Origin of the sequence: Paenibacillus sedimenti (assembly GCF_014534655.1) — a bacterium.
Classification (GTDB): domain Bacteria; phylum Bacillota; class Bacilli; order Paenibacillales; family NBRC-103111; genus Paenibacillus_E; species Paenibacillus_E sedimenti.
This window is the reverse complement of the sequence record NZ_JACVVD010000003.1, coordinates 467930-487082: the sequence shown is the minus strand read 5'-3', so window position 1 is coordinate 487082 and position 19153 is coordinate 467930. Positions and strand designations below refer to the sequence as shown.

20 protein-coding genes, 1 pseudogene and 1 riboswitch are annotated in these 19153 nt (G+C 48.3%); of the genes and pseudogenes, 19 read left to right on the top strand and 2 right to left on the bottom strand.

What is annotated here, in order from left to right:
- Positions 1–106 precede the first annotated feature (106 nt).
- From ICC18_RS10990 to ytfJ, 10 genes are all read left to right on the top strand, one after another.
- Positions 107–538 carry a peptidylprolyl isomerase gene (locus ICC18_RS10990; protein WP_188174432.1) on the top strand — a complete coding sequence of 144 codons (432 nt, stop codon included), beginning with the start codon at positions 107–109 and terminating at the stop codon, positions 536–538.
- Between the two features lie 255 nt (positions 539–793).
- Positions 794–980: riboswitch (FMN riboswitch) on the top strand.
- Positions 981–1211: 231 nt separating this feature from the next.
- Entirely contained in the window at positions 1212–2318 is a 1107-nt protein-coding gene (gene ribD, locus ICC18_RS10985; RefSeq protein ID WP_188174431.1) for a bifunctional diaminohydroxyphosphoribosylaminopyrimidine deaminase/5-amino-6-(5-phosphoribosylamino)uracil reductase RibD, read from the top strand.
- A gap of 108 nt (positions 2319–2426) precedes the next feature.
- Positions 2427–3098, top strand: a complete 672-nt coding sequence (gene ribE, locus ICC18_RS10980) for a riboflavin synthase (RefSeq protein WP_188174430.1) — start codon at positions 2427–2429, stop codon at positions 3096–3098.
- A gap of 61 nt (positions 3099–3159) precedes the next feature.
- Entirely contained in the window at positions 3160–4386 is a 1227-nt protein-coding gene (locus tag ICC18_RS10975; protein ID WP_188174429.1) for a bifunctional 3,4-dihydroxy-2-butanone-4-phosphate synthase/GTP cyclohydrolase II, read from the top strand.
- 34 nt (positions 4387–4420) lie between these two features.
- The gene (ribH, locus tag ICC18_RS10970; protein WP_188174428.1) at positions 4421–4891 is read left to right on the top strand and encodes a 6,7-dimethyl-8-ribityllumazine synthase; all 471 of its coding nucleotides are present in this window, start codon (positions 4421–4423) and stop codon (positions 4889–4891) included.
- Between the two features lie 83 nt (positions 4892–4974).
- Positions 4975–5265: a zinc metalloprotease gene (locus tag ICC18_RS10965; RefSeq protein ID WP_188174427.1), complete on the top strand. Its 291-nt coding sequence runs from the start codon at positions 4975–4977 to the stop codon at positions 5263–5265.
- A gap of 41 nt (positions 5266–5306) precedes the next feature.
- Entirely contained in the window at positions 5307–6098 is a 792-nt protein-coding gene (locus ICC18_RS10960) for a segregation and condensation protein A (protein ID WP_188174426.1), read from the top strand.
- The gene (gene scpB / locus ICC18_RS10955) at positions 6082–6684 is read left to right on the top strand and encodes an SMC-Scp complex subunit ScpB (RefSeq protein ID WP_188174756.1); all 603 of its coding nucleotides are present in this window, start codon (positions 6082–6084) and stop codon (positions 6682–6684) included. Before ICC18_RS10960 ends, scpB begins: the two co-directional genes overlap by 17 nt.
- Before the next feature lie 135 nt (positions 6685–6819).
- Positions 6820–7515: a DUF2953 domain-containing protein gene (locus ICC18_RS10950; RefSeq protein ID WP_188174425.1), complete on the top strand. Its 696-nt coding sequence runs from the start codon at positions 6820–6822 to the stop codon at positions 7513–7515.
- Between the two features lie 110 nt (positions 7516–7625).
- Positions 7626–8129, top strand: a complete 504-nt coding sequence (gene ytfJ, locus ICC18_RS10945; RefSeq protein WP_188174424.1) for a GerW family sporulation protein — start codon at positions 7626–7628, stop codon at positions 8127–8129.
- Positions 8130–8193: 64 nt separating this feature from the next.
- On the opposite strand, the gene ICC18_RS34970 is transcribed toward ytfJ, so the two are convergent.
- Together ICC18_RS34970 and ICC18_RS10940 are read right to left on the bottom strand one after the other, a co-directional pair.
- Positions 8194–8406: a hypothetical protein gene (locus ICC18_RS34970; RefSeq protein WP_446673939.1), complete on the bottom strand. Its 213-nt coding sequence runs from the start codon at positions 8404–8406 to the stop codon at positions 8194–8196.
- 11 nt (positions 8407–8417) lie between these two features.
- Positions 8418–8840, bottom strand: a pseudogene (locus tag ICC18_RS10940) (ArsB/NhaD family transporter); the annotation flags it as partial.
- A gap of 263 nt (positions 8841–9103) precedes the next feature.
- On the opposite strand from ICC18_RS10940, the gene ICC18_RS10935 reads away from it, so the two are divergent.
- The 9 genes from ICC18_RS10935 to ICC18_RS10895 all read left to right on the top strand — a co-directional run bounded on the left by ICC18_RS10935 (position 9104) and on the right by ICC18_RS10895 (position 18627).
- Positions 9104–10297, top strand: coding sequence for a D-alanyl-D-alanine carboxypeptidase family protein (locus ICC18_RS10935; protein ID WP_188174423.1), 1194 nt, complete (start codon positions 9104–9106; stop codon positions 10295–10297).
- Between the two features lie 12 nt (positions 10298–10309).
- Complete coding sequence (locus tag ICC18_RS10930; protein WP_188174422.1) at positions 10310–10909, top strand: nucleoside recognition domain-containing protein; 600 nt, start codon at positions 10310–10312, stop codon at positions 10907–10909.
- A 6-nt stretch (positions 10910–10915) separates the two neighbouring features.
- Positions 10916–11449 (top strand): spore maturation protein, encoded by a 534-nt coding sequence (locus tag ICC18_RS10925; protein WP_188174421.1) that lies wholly within the window; start codon positions 10916–10918, stop codon positions 11447–11449.
- A 61-nt stretch (positions 11450–11510) separates the two neighbouring features.
- The gene (locus ICC18_RS10920; RefSeq protein ID WP_188174420.1) at positions 11511–12257 is read left to right on the top strand and encodes a pseudouridine synthase; all 747 of its coding nucleotides are present in this window, start codon (positions 11511–11513) and stop codon (positions 12255–12257) included.
- A 106-nt stretch (positions 12258–12363) separates the two neighbouring features.
- Complete coding sequence (gene resA, locus ICC18_RS10915) at positions 12364–12900, top strand: thiol-disulfide oxidoreductase ResA (protein WP_188174419.1); 537 nt, start codon at positions 12364–12366, stop codon at positions 12898–12900.
- Positions 12901–13078: 178 nt separating this feature from the next.
- Positions 13079–14743 carry a cytochrome c biogenesis protein ResB gene (resB, locus tag ICC18_RS10910; RefSeq protein WP_188174418.1) on the top strand — a complete coding sequence of 555 codons (1665 nt, stop codon included), beginning with the start codon at positions 13079–13081 and terminating at the stop codon, positions 14741–14743.
- Complete coding sequence (gene ccsB / locus ICC18_RS10905) at positions 14740–15999, top strand: c-type cytochrome biogenesis protein CcsB (protein ID WP_188174417.1); 1260 nt, start codon at positions 14740–14742, stop codon at positions 15997–15999. Before resB ends, ccsB begins: the two co-directional genes overlap by 4 nt.
- Before the next feature lie 29 nt (positions 16000–16028).
- On the top strand, positions 16029–16742 hold the full coding sequence (locus ICC18_RS10900; protein WP_188174416.1) for a response regulator transcription factor: 714 nt from the start codon (positions 16029–16031) through the stop codon (positions 16740–16742).
- Position 16743: 1 nt separating this feature from the next.
- Positions 16744–18627, top strand: coding sequence for an ATP-binding protein (locus ICC18_RS10895; RefSeq protein ID WP_188174415.1), 1884 nt, complete (start codon positions 16744–16746; stop codon positions 18625–18627).
- Positions 18628–19153 lie beyond the last annotated feature (526 nt).

The window sequence follows — 19153 nt, the reverse complement described above, 5'->3', positions numbered from 1 at the left end:
AAAATGGAAGCCGGTGGTTTTTTTTGTTTTCGAGCAGGACGAGGTTTGTGAAATGAACGCATTCATAGTAGAATAAGGTAATATTGTCTAAAGGAGTGGACCATAAATGGCCAAACAAGCAAAAATTAACCTCGCAGGCGGCGGAGAAGTCGTCATCGATCTTTTCGAAAAGGATGCACCTAATACCGTTGCTAACTTTGAAAAATTAGCAAACTCCGGTTTCTACAACGGACTTGTTTTCCACCGTGTCATTCCTGGATTCGTCGCTCAAGGCGGATGCCCATCGGGTACGGGCACAGGCGGCCCTGGTTACCAAATCAATTGTGAAATCAACCCTAACAAACACGAGCGCGGAACACTCGCGATGGCTCATGCAGGCAGAAACACAGGCGGAAGCCAATTCTACATCTGCTACGCACCTCAGCCGCATCTTGATGGTCAGCATACCGTATTCGGTAAAGTAACGAAAGGTATGGAGTTCGTTGACGCATTCAAAGGCAGAGATTTGATGGAGAAAGTTGAAGTTGTTGAAGTGTAATTAATAAAATAAGCAAAAGCGTGTAGCAATAATAAGGCTGTCTCTTAGGTCGAAAAGACCCTTGAGATAGCCTTTTTACTTATCGCTGTCTCGGTAAATATAAATTGTATCTATTCTTGATTCGGAGATGTGTACGACTCCCTGTGAGCAAGCCAATGAAAAAAAAGCCCTTGCTTTTTCCAAGTGCTAGTGATAAATTCATTACCAAGAAATCTGTTTCTCGTAAGAGACTTACATGATATCTTTTATAATGTGTGCAACCTTCGGGGCGTGGTGAAATTCCACACCGGCGGTGATACGTTTGGGGGCATGTCCATTGCTTCCGGATCGTTCAGTCCGTGACCCGTTTTGAAGCTCAAAGGTACCTGACTTACAGCTTCTCTACGGCTGACCCGGTGCAATTCCGGGACCGACAGTATAGTCTGGATGGGAGAAGGAGAACGCGAACTCATAGATTCGCTGTGCACGTTTGTACATTTTTTCACATGAACATAAATTCGGCAGGTCTGCCTTTATGGACGGATTCGTCGTTATTGTTTGATTTGAGCAAAAATGTAGACAAGCGCGTATAGACGAAGCTTCTTCGTGTTACCTAACAATCTCTGAGCCCCTATCCTACAATGGATGGGGCTTTTTTGCATTCGATTTCATCAAGGGACGGATGGTGAGTGTCATGCAGCTATTGAACGACGAAGCCTATATGCGGCTTGCGCTGCAAATGGCGCAAAGCGCGCTGGGGCAGACCGGCATTAACCCGGTAGTCGGGTGCGTCCTTGTAAAGGAAGGACGCATCGTCGGTATGGGGGCGCACTTGAAGCGCGGCCAAGGGCATGCGGAAGTGCTCGCCTTGCAGATGGCAGGCGAGGAGGCGAAGGGCAGCACGGCTTATGTGACTTTGGAGCCGTGCAGCCATTACGGGAAGACACCGCCCTGCAGCGACCGGCTTGTCGAAGCCGGCGTGACGCGCGTCGTCGTCGCCGGAACCGATCCGAACCCGCAGGTCGCCGGTTCGGGTATTGCCAAGCTGCGCGCCCACGGCGTAGACGTGACCGTCGGGCTGCTGGAAATGGAAGCCTCGGCCATGAACGAGGCTTTCAATAAGTACATCGTCACGCGCATGCCCTTCGTGACGCTCAAGACGGCGAGCACGCTTGACGGCCGGATCGCCTCGAAGACCGGCGACAGCAAGTGGATCACGTCCGAGGCGTCGCGTGCCTATGTCCATACCCTGCGCCACCGGCATCAGGGTATCATGGTCGGCGTTGACACGGTCATCGCCGACGATCCGCAGCTGAGCGCGCGCGGCGACGTACCGGCTGTGCAGCCGGTACGGATCGTCGCCGACTCGCAGCTGCGCATACCCCTGGGCGCTCGCGTGCTGCAGGAGCAGGATCGTCAGCCGACGATCCTTCTTGCGAGCGCACAAGCGCCCGCAGAGCGGCGTGCCGCGCTGGAAGCGCGCGGTATCGCGGTGCTCACCTGCGGCGACGGCCCGCAGGTGGATCTGACGCTCGCCATGCGGCAGCTCGGCGAGCGCGAGATCGGCTCCATCCTCCTAGAGGGTGGAGGCCGGCTGAACGGTGCCATGCTGGAGCGGCGCCTGATCGACAAGCTGGTGCTGATGTTTGCGCCGAAAATTATCGGCGGCGGTCACTTGGCACCAGGGAGTTTCAATTTCGCCGGCTTCGAGAAGATGGCGGATGCGATTGCGCTCGACCGTGTGGAGGTCGAGCAGTTCGGTCCCGACATCAGCATAACCGGCTACCCGATTTACACATAATCATCACCCGAGGAAATTTTATGCTTACGATGCCAGTTTTTCTGGCGAAAAACTCAGCATATGCTTACGAAGCAAGTTTTCCTACGGAAAACTCTAAGGAGGGCTGGCATGTTTACCGGAATTATCGAAGAAATCGGCCACATGCGCCGCATCCATAGTCAAGGACAAGCGATGGTGCTGACGATCGGCGCCATGAAGGTGTTGGAAGACGTACATCTTGGAGACAGCATCTCCGTAAACGGCGTCTGCCTGACGGTAATCGCTTATGACACGGATTCCTTTTCCGTGGACGTCATGCCTGAAACGTATCGCAAGACGAACTTACGCAAGCTGCAGAATGGCACCCGCGTCAACCTGGAACGGGCCATGGCTGCAAATGGCCGCTTCGGCGGGCATATCGTGCAAGGACATGTCGACACAACGGCGACGATCTTATCCCGTATTCCCGAAGAAAATGCGGTTGTCTACCGGTTCGAACCGGAGAACAAGCAAATTTTCAAATATATCATTGCTGGCGGCTCGATTACAATCGATGGCATAAGCCTTACGGTTGTTAGCGTGACAGAGCGCGACGCCGCGGTCTCCATTATTCCGCATACGCTCGCTCAAACCATACTCCACGATAAAAAAGCCGGTGATACCGTCAATATTGAGTGCGATGTGCTTGGCAAGTATATGGAGCGTCTTCTCGGATTCGGTCCGACAGGCGCTGCCGGAGGTAATCAAAACCGGCAAGGCTCATTATCGGAAAGCTTTTTGGCCGAACACGGCTTTATGTAGGCTTAAGCAAATGCTTACGAAGTAAGTTTTCCTTCGGGAAAACTCTTAGGAGAGATGAAAAATGGAGGACATACGTTTTAATCTGATTGAAGAAGCGATTTATGATCTGATGCTTGGCAAAGTCATTATTGTCGTGGATGACGAAGATCGTGAAAACGAAGGGGATTTTATTGCGCTTGCGGATAAAGCAACTCCGGAAGTGATCAATTTCATGATTAAAGAAGGGCGCGGGCTCGTTTGCGTGCCGATCACGGAAGAAAGAGCGCAAGAGCTGGACCTGCCTCCCATGGTGGCGCGGAATACCGATTACCATGGAACAGCATTTACCGTTTCTGTCGATCATGTTGAGACTAGCACCGGGATTTCTGCTCATGAACGTTCCCGAACTGTCCTGGCATTAATCGATTCCAAAACGAGACCGCACGATTTCCGGAGACCCGGGCATATTTTTCCGCTGATCGCCAAAAAGGGCGGCGTACTGCGCAGAGCAGGCCATACCGAGGCCGCTGTTGACCTTGCTATCATGTGCGGCTCCTATCCGGCGGCTGTCATCTGTGAGGTTATTAAGGAAGACGGTTCGATGGCACGTGTTCCGGATCTGGTAGAAATTGCGGCTAAACACGACCTGAAGCTAATTACGATTCAAGACCTGATTCATTACCGGAATCAAAAGGAGAAGCTCGTTGAGCGTGAAGTGGAGATCAACCTGCCGACCGACTTTGGCACATTCAAAGCGATTGCCTATACGAATCAGCTAGATAATAAGGAGCATGTCGCTCTTGTAAAAGGAAGAATCGACCCTGAAAAACCAACTCTGGTGCGAGTTCACTCTGAATGTCTGACTGGAGATGTGTTCCATTCCCACCGCTGCGATTGCGGCCCTCAGCTGGATGCGGCATTAAAACAGATTGATGAAGAAGGCACTGGTGTATTATTATATATGCGTCAGGAAGGTCGCGGCATCGGTCTAATCAATAAATTGAAAGCTTACGCCTTGCAGGAGCAGGGATTCGACACGGTTGAGGCGAATATTAAGCTTGGCTTTGCTCCGGATTTGCGCGATTATGGCATTGGAGCACAAATTTTGAAAGATTTGGGCATCCGCCAGCTTCGCCTTCTTACGAACAATCCGCGCAAAATCAAAGGCTTGGAAGGCTACGGTCTTGAAGTTGTTGAGCGTGTGGCTATCCAAATGGAAGGCAAAGAGCACAACTTGCATTATTTGCACACGAAAAAGCAAAAGCTTGGACATATGCTGGAGTTTCATGACTCAGGCAGCGGTATTTAAATAAATAAGTTGAATAGAAAAGGGAGAAATCAAAATGGCAAAAATTTATGAAGGTCATTTAGTCTCGCAAAACTTGAAATACGGTATCGTCGTTGGCCGTTTTAACGAATTTATTACGTCCAAACTGCTCGGCGGAGCTCAAGACGCTTTGAAACGCCACGGCGTGCAAGACGATGAAGTAGAAATCGCTTGGGTGCCGGGCGCTTTTGAAATTCCATTAATCGCACAAAAAATGGCTGAAAGCGGCAAATACGACGCCATCATCACCTTAGGTACGGTAATCCGGGGCTCTACGCCGCATTTTGACTATGTATGCAGTGAAGTGGCAAAAGGCGTATCTGCCATTAATTTGAAAACAGGCGTGCCGACCATATTCGGTGTATTAACGACAGATTCCATCGAACAAGCTGTTGAACGTGCCGGCACCAAAGCAGGCAACAAAGGTTGGGAAGCGGCAGTTACCGCTATTGAAATGGCGAACTTGACGAAACAATTGTCTTCCTAATGCTGTCTTTTTTTTCCATCTGGAAACATTGCTGCCCCGGTTGTTCGCATTTCTCATCGCAATGACGCTGCATGATGCGGCGCATGCGGGAACCGCATGGTTATTGGGAGATCGGAAAGCGCGGGGCGGCAAAAGATTTCGCTAAACCCCTTGGCACGCTTGGATGCTTTGGGCTTGCGATGATTGTGCTCGTCCTTATGGCTGGTCCTTTTATGAATCTATTACTCGTCTTTTTCTTCTGGCGGTTGTGTTTCTTTCTGCCCTCTTGGATTGGAGGCGGCATAGAGACGATTGCCGTAGAACAATGGCGAGTTTATTTGCAGTATTGCGTAATTGCGAATTTAATGGTATTAATCATACATATGTTGCCTTAATACCCGCAATCTATTTGCACGATGACAAGGGGGAATGCTGGATGAAAGTCACTTATAAACTGGAAGCGTTTGAAGGCCCCCTTGATCTGCTGCTGCATCTCATCGATAAGAATGAACTTGATATTTATAACATTCCGATCAAAGAGATTACCGATCAATACTTAGGTTATGTGCAAGCGATGCAAGAACTGGAGCTGGAAGTTACGAGCGAATTCCTCGTTATGGCGGCCACGCTATTATCAATCAAGAGCAAAATGCTCTTGCCTAAACCGCCGGTCATTGAGTTTGAAGAATATTATGATGAATTCGAAGATGAATTGGATCCTCGGGCCGAGCTCGTTGCCAAACTGATCGAGTACCGGAAATACAAGTCGATCGCCGATATGCTCCGGGATAAAGAAGTGGAGCGGAGCATGGTCTATACCCGCGAACCGGAGGATTTAACGCCGTTCTTGCCGGTTGTGCACGAGAATCCGGTTGAGGGGCTTGATGTCACAGATTTGTTATTCGCCTTTAGGCGTACCTTGCGTAAGCTCGCCAACCGCAACGTCGTCGCCAAAATTCGCCGGGATGAGATCTCGGTTAAAGACCGGATGCGAGAAGTCGTAGATATGCTCAAATTCAAAGGCGGAAAGCTGCTTTTCTCCAAATTATTCGATTACGAAATGACGCGGGAAGAGATTGTCGTCACTTTCTTGGCTTTATTAGAATTAATGAAAATGAAAAAGATTGTGTGCTTCCAGCATCAGCTGTTTGAAGACATTGTCATCCATGCGAAAGAGGAGGATTCTGAAATTGACGCTCAATTTCCAACAAATGAAATCAATTATTGAAGGACTGCTCTTTGCCTCCGGCGACGAAGGGTTGGATGCCAAGCAATTAGCTGAAGTATTGGAGCTCGACGCGCATCTGATTCACGACTTGGTCCGCGATATGAAGACTGACTTTAAACGTAAAGGCCGCGGCATTCAAATTGTTGAGGTAGCGGGTGCTTATCAATTGACAACGCTAGCCGAGCATGCTCCTTATTTTGAACGGCTTGCCTATTCTCCTTCACGTTCATCGCTCTCCCAAGCTGCGCTTGAAACGTTGTCGATCGTTGCCTATAAGCAGCCGATTACAAGGGTAGAGATTGAAGAGATACGCGGAGTCAAGTGCGACCGCGCTTTGCAGACGCTAGCGGCCAAAGATCTTATTGAAGAAGTGGGACGTGCCGATGCGGTAGGCAAACCGATTTTATACGGTACCTCAAAGCAGTTTCTTGAATATTTTGGGCTTAGCTCCATTCAAGATCTGCCGGATTCAACGAGCATCCAAGGGACTTTTGATTTAGAAGAAGAGACACGCATGCTATTTGATCGATTAGGTGATGATCAGAAGCAGATTACTTTTGAGGATATGGATAAAGTTGTGGAATAATGACTTTCACAGTTCTCCGTATGCATTTCATTTCCTTTTCACGGTCATACTAACTCCATTGGCGAGAAGATACATTCTTGCAATGGAGTTTTTTAGTTTTGGGGGACTTTGTTCCGAGGAGGAGGGAACTGTGCGTTGTTTTGGTTAGGCATTATTGTCATCCTAATTGTAATAGCTATTATCATTGCCTTGGTTAGTTATATTCGCGGCGAGCTCTATTTTTCCCGGGTGAAGGACGATGACACGCTTTCTATGAATGTGAGGGCTTTTTTCGGTCTGGTACGGTATCGCTACGTGATTCCGATTATTCAGTTTAAGGGCTTGGCTCAGGGAATTATAGTCAAATCAGAAACTGCGACCAGATCAAGCGATGGACTGAAAGATGAAATGAAAGATCATCTTACGAAAGAAAAGGTTTTGGATTCTTTCAAGCAGGGTAAAATTGCTCTGGAAAATACGCTCAATATGTATGATTGGATGAAACAAACGTTAGCTAAAGTAGAGTGCACGGAATTAAAATGGATCACTCGTATTGGTATCGGAGATGCCCCTGAAACGGCGATTACAACCGGTGCGATATGGGGGATCAAATCTTCTTTGATCGGGTTTGCCGCTCGGTTTGTCCGGCTGCGAACCAAGCCTTGTGTCGACGTTGTGCCACAATACAACGAGCCCCAGTTTTCAACGGAGTTTCGACTTGCAGGCCGTATCAGGGTATGGTTTATTTTGTTTGCCGGCATCAGACTGCTGGCGAGAGCGGCGAAGATCAAAGGCGGTATTCGCGCCTGGTACCAAATTTTCTTAAAAGCTAGAGCCAAAATGGCTTCTTGAATTTTGTACATAAGGGCTTTCCCAAGAGGGCACTATAAAAAAGAACCATTATTGCTCTTTAAAGCTTATGGCTTTCGTTCTTTACGAAAACTCAAAGGAGGAATATGAAGATGTCCGAACATCCGATTCAAGGTCTAATGAAAGTGGCGATGGAAAATATTAAAGAAATGGTCGACGTCAATACGATTGTCGGCGATCCTGTAGAAACCCCTGACGGCAGCGTCATCATGCCTATATCCAAAGTCGGATTCGGCTTCGCGGCAGGCGGCAGCGAGTTCGTGACGGACTCCGAAATCGAGATCGAAGGCGGCACCATTAACAAAAGTGATGCGCTAAACGCAAGAGTCGCTCTTCCTTTCGGCGGCGGCAGCGGCGGCGGGGTATCCATTACGCCGATTGCTTTTCTGGTTGTAGGAAAGAGCGGAGTGAAGGTGGTTCCACTTGACAATCAAACACACATTCTGGAGCGTCTGATCGACTCTGCGCCGCAAGTTGTGGATAAGATCCAAAGCATGCTCAAAGGCGTAGGAACCAAATCTACGAGTACATTGGGTGCAACGACCGCGGGATCGACGAACGTAACCAATATCGAGAATCAGAACTTTATCGTTTAAAATGGAACAAAATATCAAAGAAAAAGCTGTCCTTGCGGACAGCTTTTTTTTATTTTTTCTTTATTTACATCAGGTATCGAAGATAGACATAGATGTGCGCGAGCACCAAAGAAACAATGGTAATCGGTGCGCCAATCTTCAAGAATTCCATATACCTGAAACTCTTGCCTTCTTTAGCGGCGAGCCCTGCAACAATGACATTGGCGGAAGCCCCGATGATGGTGCCGTTTCCTCCCAGACATGCGCCGAGTGCAAGCGACCACCATAGGGTATTCACTTCCGGTGAACGATAATTTCGGCCTCTAGAAATGGAACAGGGTTAACTTCCAATATGCGAGTGATGGCGAATGTCACGGGCACAACCAGTAAAACGGTTGTAACGTTATCCAATAGTGCAGAGCCGATGGCCGTTAAAACAGACATGACCAATAAAATCCGCAGCGGATCCCCATTTACCCGCTTAGCCGCGCGAACCGCTACGAATTGAAATACGCCAGTTTGATTCGTTATTCCTACGAGTATCATCATCCCGACCAACAGGGTGATGGTTTCCCATTCAATGTAATGCTGGAATGCTTTATGGACATCGAGAATTCCCGCGAATACCATAACAACCACACCCAGCAAGGCAATTACAGCACGATTTACTTATTCAGAAATAATCAATGCATATGTGATTAAGAAAATAATCAGAGCGAGCCATGTAAGCATGTTTATTCCTCCTTTTTTATATGATAATTTGCTTGGAGAACCCAAAAAATGCAAAAAGAAGCCTGCGTTGGCAGGCTCCTCCGGTGATCTCCATATAAAATTCTTTAACATTATTACGAGAGATGCCCGGTTTGTAAATAACCTTATCCAAGGTCTATCCCTGCTGGAGAAGCATATACTTGTACAAAGTTTTGGCTGGCAAAAAGGAGAGACTTTGATCTACGATCAAGGATCCTTAAGTTCTTTCGCGTAGGAGGATTAAGATGAAGAAGAGAGTCATTCATTCGATCATATGGACGTTGATCATTGCTTTATTTTGGACGCCATTAGGACAAGCTGAAGCTTCCCCGCCCGGAATCGACACGAAAGCAGTCGGCGCTTCGCTCATTGATGTTGAATCCGGACGCATTCTTTATAATGTTAAAGGCGACATACCTATGCGAATTGCCAGCTTGACCAAAATCATGACGGCTATTGTTGCCATTGAGAACGGGAAGCTGACGGATAAGGTGAAGGTAAGCAAGAACGCATTCGGTAAAGAAGGATCATCCATTTATTTAAAGCTTGGCGAAGAAATGCGCTTGCACGATATGCTTTACGGCCTAATGATGCGTTCGGGCAATGATGCGGCGACCGCAATCGCTGAGCATGTAGGCGGGAGCGTAGAAGGTTTTGTCTACATGATGAATGAGAAGGCGAAAATGATCGGCATGGATCACTCGAATTTTACGAATCCGTCCGGACTGGATGAAGGCGAAGGGCATCGCGCGAGCGCCAATGATATGGCCAAGCTGACTGCCTATGCGTTGAAAAACCCTGTATTTCAAGAAATCGTGAGCACGAAAATAAAAAAGGTTCCGAATCCGAATGAAAAGTGGAATTATACCTGGTTCAATAAAAACAAGATGCTGTCCCTATTCGAGGGGGCAGACGGCGTTAAAACGGGTTACACCAAACTGGCTAAACGCTGCCTCGTCTCATCGGCGACAAGAAATGGACAGCAGCTGGTCGTCGTCACCCTTGACGATCCGAATGATTGGGCAGACCATGCCAAACTGCTTCAATACGGATTCAAGTATTATCCGCTCCAGCTAGTGGCTGCGAAGGGGGATACTGTCGAAGGCAGCCCTTGGGTAGTCGGCCGTTCTTTCTCCTATCCGCTAGCTGAAGGTGAAGCAGGCTTAGTCAGCAAAAAGGTATCGTTCACGGACGCGGCATCAACCGATTATCGTCTCGGAGAGAGAGGTATCATGCAAATCTACCTCAATCAGAAGCTGATCCGCAGCGTTCCATTGTACGATAAAACAAGCACTCGCATGCAAGCGTCAGATCAGTCGGCGTTCAGTTTTAAAGAAGGAAAGGCCTATACAGAAACATTATTGTCGAGATATGGGCTGATTTGCAGGTTACTTATCCAGAAATTATTCACTTTCTCTAAGTCTGAGTGGACCGATTAGGGGGTATCAATAATGGTCAATTGGATTTGGTTGTTTTTTATTGTTGTAGGGTTCGTCGTAGCCGCTATTAACGGAAATATTGAGACCGTGACCCAGGCTGCTTTTGACGGGGCGAAAAGCGGTGTAACCGTGTGCTTCGGACTCATTAGTGTACTCGTTTTTTGGCTCGGAATGATGCGTATCGCAGAGGATGCCGGCATTCTAAGCAAGTTAGCCGTTCTTTTACGTCCGGTCGTGCGGTTCCTGTTTCCTAGTATTCCGAAAAATCATCCGGCATTAGGCTACATCATGTCCAATATGAGCGCTAATATTTTGGGGCTCGGAAACGCGGCGACGCCGATGGGAATCAAGGCGATGCAAGAATTGCAGAAGCTGAATGCGGATAAAGATACGGCTAGTCCGGCCATGTGCACACTGCTGGCACTGAATACATCGAGTATTACACTCATTCCAACTACATTGATTGCTATAAGAATGAATTTTAATTCCGTGAATCCGGCTGAAATCGTGGGTACCACGCTCATTGCGACAGCCATATCGACCGCTGCGGCCATACTTGTCGATCGTTGGTACCGAAGGTCCCGTTCGCCTTTACCCCCTCTGAAAGGATGATTACGTATGTACGCCTTCGTTTCGCTCCTATCGGCATGGGCTATCCCTGTTATGATCGTTTTCATTCCTTTATACGCTGCATACCGCAAAGTTCCGGTCTATGAGTCCTTTGTGGACGGGGCGAAAGAGGGATTCGATACGGCTATTAAAATAATTCCCCATCTCGTCGGCATGATGGTCGCCATTTCGGTATTCCGCGCATCAGGGGCGATGGATATCGTGCTCGGCTGGATGCGGCCGTTTTTCGAGAGCTTAGGCATACCAACCGAGGTATTGCCGCTGGCGATTCTGCGCCCTATAACGGGCGCAGGGTCTTTGGCTTTCACGACCGATCTCATCGAGCAGTTCGGACCTGATTCCATGATCGGGCGGATTGCTTCCACCGTTCAAGGCAGCACGGATACGACGCTGTACGTTGTGACGGTGTACTTTGGCGCGATCGGCATCCGCAAAGCGAGCTATGCACTGAAAGTCGGACTCATATCCGATCTGGTAGGCTTCGTTGCCTCTATTGTCATTTGTTATCTGGTGTTTGCTTAAGCCGTGCGCTTGTGATTTACATGCAACTCCGTTATCATTAGCATGAGGTGAATAGCGGATCATGGAACGACTGCAAAAGGTATTGGCTGAAGCGGGAATCGCATCCCGCCGGAAATGCGAGGATATTATTACAGCCGGGCGGGTGCAAGTGAACGGAGAAGTCGTCACGACGCTCGGGGTAAAAGTGAACCCGCAGGAAGATGAAATCAAGGTGGATGGACGAGCCATCAACCAGCAGCAAAAAATATATGTGCTTTTGAACAAGCCCAAAGGCGTTATCACAAGCGCGACCGATCCGGGCGGCCGGAAAGTCGTCACCGATTTCTTGCCCGGCATTAAGGAACGTGTTTATCCCGTTGGACGTCTCGATTATGATACCGAAGGATTGCTCCTTTTGACCAATGATGGAGAATTCGCACATTTATTGACACATCCGAAACATCACGTCCCGAGAACTTATCAGGCTACCGTTAAAGGTGTGCCGCATGGTACACTGCTAGAAAAGCTGAGAACAGGCGTTCAGTTAGAGGATGGAATGACCTCTCCGGCAGAAGTAGAATACGCGGACGTGAATCCGGAGAAGAATGAATCGATTATCGAGATCACCATCTATGAAGGCAGGAATCGACAAGTAAGACGTATGTTCGACTCGATCTCATTCCCTGTCATCCGGCTGAAGCGGATAAAGTTCGGTCCGATCTTCCTGACAGGGGTGCCTAGGGGCAAATACCGTCATCTCTCCGTGAGCGAAATCAAAGAGCTCAGAGACGCTGCGCTCTCGACACATAAAGTTCAAAAAGGCCAATAGGAATTGGCCTTCTTTTCGTTATAATGAACATATAAGTGAGTGTAAATCGCTATAAACGTTTGTGAAATGGCTAACAATGTTAATAAAAAAGGCAAGGTGATCGACAGTGGGTGCAAGAAAAAAATGGGTACAGATTGCGATATTCGCCGTCGTGCTTGTTATTGGCGTATTTACCATTATTACAAATTTATCTGCAGCGGATAGCAAAAAATACCCGCAGGTTGGGGATAAAGCGCCCGATTTCTCCTTAATCGGTCTCGATGGGAAAACGCATAAATTGTCTGAATATAAAGGAAAGCCGGTACTAATGAATTTCTGGGGAACTTTCTGTCCGCCGTGCAAAGAAGAAATGCCGGATCTCCAAAGACAATATGACAAATGGAGCCCTCAGGGCGTTGTCTTCCTGGAAGTGAACGTCGATAAAAACAAGGTAACGGTTCAAGCATTCATGGACCAGTATAATTTGAATATGCCTGTTTTACTGGATGCGAAAGAAGAAGTGCGCAAAAAGTATGGCGTAATGGATTATCCTACGACATTTTTTATTAGTCCGGACGGCAAGGTTGAAGTGAAAAAGATTGGACAAATGACCGAATCGTATATCGATCAAACGCTCACCCAATTGGCAGGCAAGACAAAGTAACTCAGCGTATGCTTACGAAGTAAGTTTTGCTTACAGCAAAACTCAGCATATGCTTACGAAGTAAGTTTTGCTTACAGCAAAACTCAGCATATGCTTACGAAGTTAGTTTTCCTATGGAAAACTCAGCGTACGCTTACGAAGAAAGTTTTGCTTACAGCAAAACTCTTAGGAGGACATCATGTTTCACAACACCAAATGCGATTGCGGGCATCAGAATCCGACTGGCACCACGCTTTGTGAATCCTGTGGGAAGCCGCTCATTGATGAGGATGGCACCGATCTGCTGGAAATGCGTTATGACGGCATGGCCCGCCGCTCTCAAAAATCGAATCCTTCTGTATTGGATAAAGTCTGGAATTTCTTTTCATCGGTTAAAATAGCGGTAGGTATTATCCTTGTAACACTTGTGGCATCAGCAGTTGGAACGATTTATCCGCAAGAAAATACGTTTCTTGATATCGATCCGGCCCAGTATTATGCAGAGAATTATGGAACGCTCGGCAAGATTTATCATTTCTTGGGCTTTTCTCACACGTTCAGCTCCTGGTGGTTTATCACGTTGCTGTTCATGATCGGGACATCGCTTGTCGTATGCAGCTTAGACCGCGTGCTTCCACTATATAAAGCACTATCCAAACAGCAAATTCGCAAACATGAAAGCTTTTTGACCAGGCAAAGGGTGACATATGCAGGGGCGTTGCCGGAGAATGCCAAAGCAGAAGAGTGGACAAACCAGCTAGGCGCTTTGCTACGCAAAAAGAGCTACCGCGTACATACGGATGGTACGGCGCTTCTTGCTGAGAAATACCGGTTTAGCCGATGGGGGCCTTACATTAACCATATCGGTCTTATCATCTTCCTGTTAGGTGTGCTGATGCGCAGTATCCCTGGATGGCACATGGACGAATATATCGGCGTACTTGAAGGTGAAACCAAGCAAATTCCGCATACTTCCTATTATTTGAAAAATGAAAAGTTCAACCTTGAGCTGTACGATGACAAGGAATTGCCGGAGAACATCAAGGATAAGGGGCAAATCGTACCGAAAACGTACGAGACGAAAGCCGTTTTGTATCATTGCACAGCAAACTGTGACGATCCATCGAAAGAACCTGAACTCGAAGAAGTGCACAGGGCGGACATTCTTGTCAATCATCCATTGAACTACAAAGGATTGCAAGCGTATCAATTCGATTACAAAGCATCGCCGATGCTGATCTCGGTCAAGCCCACGGTCAGCAATCCGCAAACAGGCGAGGCCTATGGCAGCTTTGAGCTTCCGATGAACAATCCGAAGGAAGAGTATCAAGCAGGTCCTTACAAATTGAAGCTGAAGGGATATTTCCCGGAGTTCGGTTTGGATAGCAAAGGACAGCCGATCAGCCTATCCAATGAACCGAAAGCGCCTGCATTTATTTTTAGTATTACAGGTCCTGGTCTTGCCGCTAATGGCGAGCCTTACATGTATTTTCCCAGACAAATTGATAAAGAATCGTTCTCCCAAGATGCGATCAACGGCGCTATCGCGAAGAAGCTGAATATCGCTGTAGGATCGATGGAGGGCGTACAATTTGCTGAATTTACGACTTATCTGAATATTCGGGTAGATAAAGCGATGCCTTACATTTGGGTAGGTTCCGCGATTTTCATGATTGGCGTCATCATGGGCTTTTACTGGCAGCATCGCCGCATTTGGCTCCGCATTGATGGGGATCAGATTACGCTCGGTGCGCATACGAATAAAAACTATTTTGGATTACGCAATGAAGTGGCGGCCGCACTTGCAAAGAACAACATCACGATTTCGCCTAAATTACTAGATCAAGGAGGAAAGCAAGGGTGAACGTAAATTCAGTCAGCAGTACGTTTCTGCTCATCGCCTTTTTTGTATATCTGTTAGCCTTTTTGCTTTTCGTCCTATCCATTACAGGGAAAAGGTGGAGCAATCGCGAACCTGAAGAACATACTAAACGTTGGGGCTTCATCGCTTTCATAGTTTCTGTCATAGGATTTGCTTGTCAGGTGACTTTTTTCTTTACAAGATGGGCTGAGGGAGGGCATATTCCTACATCGAATATGTATGAATTCATGACCTTTTTAGGCATGATGATCATGTTTGCGTTCTTAATCGTCTACCTGATTTATCGGACGCCTGTCCTTGGTATTTTCGCTTTGCCGATCGGATTCATCATGATTGCTTATGCATCCGTGTTCCCAAGTGAAATACAGCCATTAATACCTGCTTTGCAGAGCTACTGGCTCAAAATACACGTGACCACTGCCGCGGCGGGAGAAGCCTTTTTCGCTGTGGGTTTTGCCGGCGGATTGATGTATCTGCTGCGAGCGGTTGACTTCAAAGGTACAACCAAGCAGGATAAGCGTGAGCAAAGAGGCATCGAATTGACGTTGTTCTTCATTTTGATGCTGATTGCTTTCATTGGCAGTATTTTCACATTTAACGGATCCGGATATAAAGTAACATTCACCAAACAAGTGACGGTTACTGATGCCCAAGGTCAGCAGCAGACCAACACACAAAATGAAACCTACGTATTGCCTCCAATCGTTCAGCCTTATGGAATGCAAGCGGTCGAAATGAGACCTTTTCTGGGTATGACTGAGCCGCTTTTCACTGCCCCATCCTGGATGGAAGGCGCTAGCGCGGGGCGTAAGCTGAATACTGTGATCTGGTCGGTCCTCGGCGGATTAATTCTATACGGTTTAGCTCGATTGGTTGCACGTAAACCGTTAGGTGCTGCTATCGGACCTGTTGTAAAAGGAATGGATCCTGAGGACTTGGATGAAATCAGCTACAGGGCAATTGCGATCGGTTACCCGATCTTTACCTTGGGCGCACTCATTTTCGCCATGATTTGGGCGCAAGAAGCTTGGGGTCGTTTCTGGGGATGGGATCCCAAAGAAGTATGGGCATTGATTACTTGGTTGTTCTATGCTGTATTTTTACATCTGCGTCTTTCCAAAGGCTGGCAAGGCAAAAAATCAGCTTGGTTATCGGTCATTGGTTTTATCGTGGTAATGTTTACCTTAGTTGGGGTGAATCTGGTCATTGCCGGTCTTCACTCTTACGCGGGTGTCTAGTGATTAATACATGAAGGATGTGAAGCTTTATGGAAATGAAGGCAAGCATACTGGTTGTTGACGACGAAGAACGGATTCGCAGATTGCTGCGGATGTATCTGGAAAAAGAAGGCTATATCATCGAAGAAGCGGAGGACGGCGAAACCGCATTGCGGATGGCAACTGATACGGACTATGATTTGGTACTGTTGGATGTCATGCTGCCGGGTATTGACGGTATTGAGGTCTGCTCACGTCTTCGCCAGGTGAAGTCCACACCGGTCATCATGTTGACGGCCAAAGGGGAGGAGACGAACCGGGTAAGCGGTTTTGAAGTTGGCGCCGATGATTACGTCGTTAAGCCTTTCAGTCCGCGTGAGGTCATTTACCGGGTTAAGGCGATTCTTCGCCGCTCTTCAGCGACAGCATATTTATCTAAGGATGCAGGATCCAGCAATAATATCGTATTCCCGAATCTGGTCATAGAGCATGATGCGCACCGGGTAACGGCAGGCGGTCAAGAGGTGGCATTAACGCCAAAAGAGTACGAACTGCTGCACTATTTGGCGGTTTCTCCTGATAAAGTGTTCTCCCGTGAGGAACTTCTCAAGGATGTATGGAATTACGAGTTCTTTGGGGATTTGCGGACTGTAGACACCCATGTAAAAAGACTTCGCGAAAAATTAAACAAAGTATCCCCGGATGCTGCTGCAATGATTACGACCGTATGGGGAGTTGGCTATAAGCTAGAGGTGCCCAAATAACGTGTTTATTTTTAGAAGCGTCGTAGGCAAGCTGTGGTTAACGATTATTGGCCTGGTTGCGGTTGTACTGCTCATACTGGGCTTTTTTCTTGTCAATTATATGGAAAAATATTTCTCCCAAGTCAATGATCAAACGGAGAATACGAAAAAACTCGCGCTTCGCTTCTCGGATGAAGCTTCGCGGCATATGTACGATAATGAGTTTTATTTACTAAGTAATGAACTGTTAAGCTTTCAGGATGCAAGAATGCTTGTCATCACAAAGGACATGAAGGAGACGCCGCTGCCAACACCTGCGGGAAGCAATCCGGTTAACTTTCATGCGACGGACTTCTTTACTGAGAATGAGCTGAAGCAAGTATTCGCCGGGCAAACGCTGGAGAAGAAAATCAGCAGCTCCGGGAGCGGGCGGTTTCATGCGGGGGCAGAGTATCTGATTGTCGCTGTTCCTTTGAAAAATCAATTAGGTGCGATTATCGGCGCGACGCTGCTCTACCAATCTCTTCAATCGCTTGAAGCCACGCAGTCCTATATGCTGAGACTTTTTGTTTATGTATCACTTGTGGGCTTCTTGATGACCACCTTTTTCGCATTCTTCTTGTTCTCTCGGATTACGCGTCCGCTGCAGCAGTTGAAAAAAGCGGCAGATCTGATTACGTTAGGCGAATACGGAACGCGCGTTCCCATTCTGTCCAAGGATGAAATTGGAGAGCTTGCCAAAACTTTTAATCATATGGGCGGGAAAATGCAGGAAAGCGTTAGAGCGCTTAGTGAAGAAAAAGAGCACCTGTCCAGCATTCTGAGAAGCATGACAGACGCCGTCATTACCCTGGATGCGGATGGTTCGGTCATGCTGACGAATCCGCAAGGCGAGAAGATCGTTCAAGAGTGGAGTACGATTGACTGGTCGGATGATGAAGGTACCGATCGATTCCGTAAGCCTGACACATCGCTTGGTGACTGGGGGCTTACCAGCTATAGCAATCTGGATTCCAAGCCGATTCCTGTGCCTCTCATACCGTTGTTCGAAGCGGTCGTAGCAGAGTCATCCGAGGCTGCGTCGAAGCTGTACGTGCAAAACGGAGTATGGTCTGTCGCCATGACGCCGCTCTATTCACGCGATCAAGTGCGTGGCGCGGTCGCCGTACTGCGCGACGTCACGGAGGAGGAGCGCCTCGACAAGCTGCGCAAAGACTTTGTCGCGAACGTGTCGCACGAGCTGCGCACGCCGCTCTCGATGCTGCAGGGCTACAGCGAAGCCCTGCTGGATGATATCGCCTCCTCGCCGGAGGAGCGCAAGGGGCTGGCGCAGGTCATCCACGACGAGTCGCTCCGCATGGGGCGTCTCGTCCGCGACCTGCTCGATCTGGCCCGGATGGAAGCGGGCCATCTCGAGCTCTATTTCAGGGAGGTCGAAGTCGACTCCCTGGTGAAGCGCATGCACCGTAAATTTACGGTGCTGGCCAAAGAGTGCGGCATCGCGCTTAGCGCCGAGCTGCCGGACCAGTCCCTCATCCTCCAACGGGCGGATGAGGATCGCCTCGAGCAGGTGCTGACGAACCTGCTCGACAATGCGTTCCGGCATACGGCCAGCGGGGCCCGTATTGCCGTGAAGGCGGAGCCGGCGGCCTACAAGGAACAGCCGGCGATCCGCATTGAGGTCACCGACGAGGGGAAAGGGATCCCCGCAGATGACCTGCCTTTTATTTTTGAGCGCTTTTACAAGGCGGATAAAGCGCGTACGCGCGGTTCTTCAGGCGGTACGGGGCTGGGCCTCGCCATCGTAAAGAACATCATCGATGCCCATCAAGGCAGCGTAAACGCGCAAAGCACGTTGGGGCAAGGGACAACTTTCACCATATTGCTGCCTTGCGATCCAAAGTGAGAATTGCGTAACTATTTCGACAAATTAAGAGGCGTTTGCTGATGAATTTCTCAGCAAACGCCTTTATTTTGTAGAATATTCAGAAAAAATCTTGTTGTTCGTGAAACACTCGAGAGGAAGTTTTCATTTACGAACGTTGGCGCCGTATCCTGGCCTAATCCGATTATTCCGGCTTATCTGGCTCATCTTCGGTGCTCCTGCCGTTGTAAGTCGGTTTTTCCGACTTAACAATGAGCCGAACGGTCGATTTCGCCTGTAACCCTGCTGTAATCCGATTTTTCCGACTTAGCAGTGAGCCGCAGTGTCGATTTCACCAGTAACTATGCCGTAATCCGATTTTTCCGGCTTACCTGGCTCATCTTCGGTGCTCCGGCCGTTGTAAGTCGATTTTTCCGACTTAGCAGTGAGCCGCACGGTCGATTTCACCAGTAACTATGCCGTAATCCGATTATTCCGGCTTACCTGGCTCATCTTCGGTGCTCCGACCATTGTAAGTCGGTTTTTCCGACTTAGCAGTGAGCAGCAC

What these genes read in the sequence shown, in the direction of transcription:
- ICC18_RS10990 (WP_188174432.1), top strand. Translation starts at nt 107, where the DNA reads ATGGCCAAACAAGCAAAAATTAACCTCGCAGGCGGCGGAGAAGTCGTC.
- ribD (WP_188174431.1), top strand. Translation starts at nt 1,212, where the DNA reads ATGCAGCTATTGAACGACGAAGCCTATATGCGGCTTGCGCTGCAAATG.
- ribE (WP_188174430.1), top strand. Translation starts at nt 2,427, where the DNA reads ATGTTTACCGGAATTATCGAAGAAATCGGCCACATGCGCCGCATCCAT.
- ICC18_RS10975 (WP_188174429.1), top strand. Translation starts at nt 3,160, where the DNA reads ATGGAGGACATACGTTTTAATCTGATTGAAGAAGCGATTTATGATCTG.
- ribH (WP_188174428.1), top strand. Translation starts at nt 4,421, where the DNA reads ATGGCAAAAATTTATGAAGGTCATTTAGTCTCGCAAAACTTGAAATAC.
- ICC18_RS10965 (WP_188174427.1), top strand. Translation starts at nt 4,975, where the DNA reads ATGCGGGAACCGCATGGTTATTGGGAGATCGGAAAGCGCGGGGCGGCA.
- ICC18_RS10960 (WP_188174426.1), top strand. Translation starts at nt 5,307, where the DNA reads ATGAAAGTCACTTATAAACTGGAAGCGTTTGAAGGCCCCCTTGATCTG.
- scpB (WP_188174756.1), top strand. Translation starts at nt 6,082, where the DNA reads ATGAAATCAATTATTGAAGGACTGCTCTTTGCCTCCGGCGACGAAGGG.
- ytfJ (WP_188174424.1), top strand. Translation starts at nt 7,626, where the DNA reads ATGTCCGAACATCCGATTCAAGGTCTAATGAAAGTGGCGATGGAAAAT.
- ICC18_RS10935 (WP_188174423.1), top strand. Translation starts at nt 9,104, where the DNA reads ATGAAGAAGAGAGTCATTCATTCGATCATATGGACGTTGATCATTGCT.
- ICC18_RS10930 (WP_188174422.1), top strand. Translation starts at nt 10,310, where the DNA reads ATGGTCAATTGGATTTGGTTGTTTTTTATTGTTGTAGGGTTCGTCGTA.
- ICC18_RS10925 (WP_188174421.1), top strand. Translation starts at nt 10,916, where the DNA reads ATGTACGCCTTCGTTTCGCTCCTATCGGCATGGGCTATCCCTGTTATG.
- ICC18_RS10920 (WP_188174420.1), top strand. Translation starts at nt 11,511, where the DNA reads ATGGAACGACTGCAAAAGGTATTGGCTGAAGCGGGAATCGCATCCCGC.
- resB (WP_188174418.1), top strand. Translation starts at nt 13,079, where the DNA reads ATGTTTCACAACACCAAATGCGATTGCGGGCATCAGAATCCGACTGGC.
- ICC18_RS10900 (WP_188174416.1), top strand. Translation starts at nt 16,029, where the DNA reads ATGGAAATGAAGGCAAGCATACTGGTTGTTGACGACGAAGAACGGATT.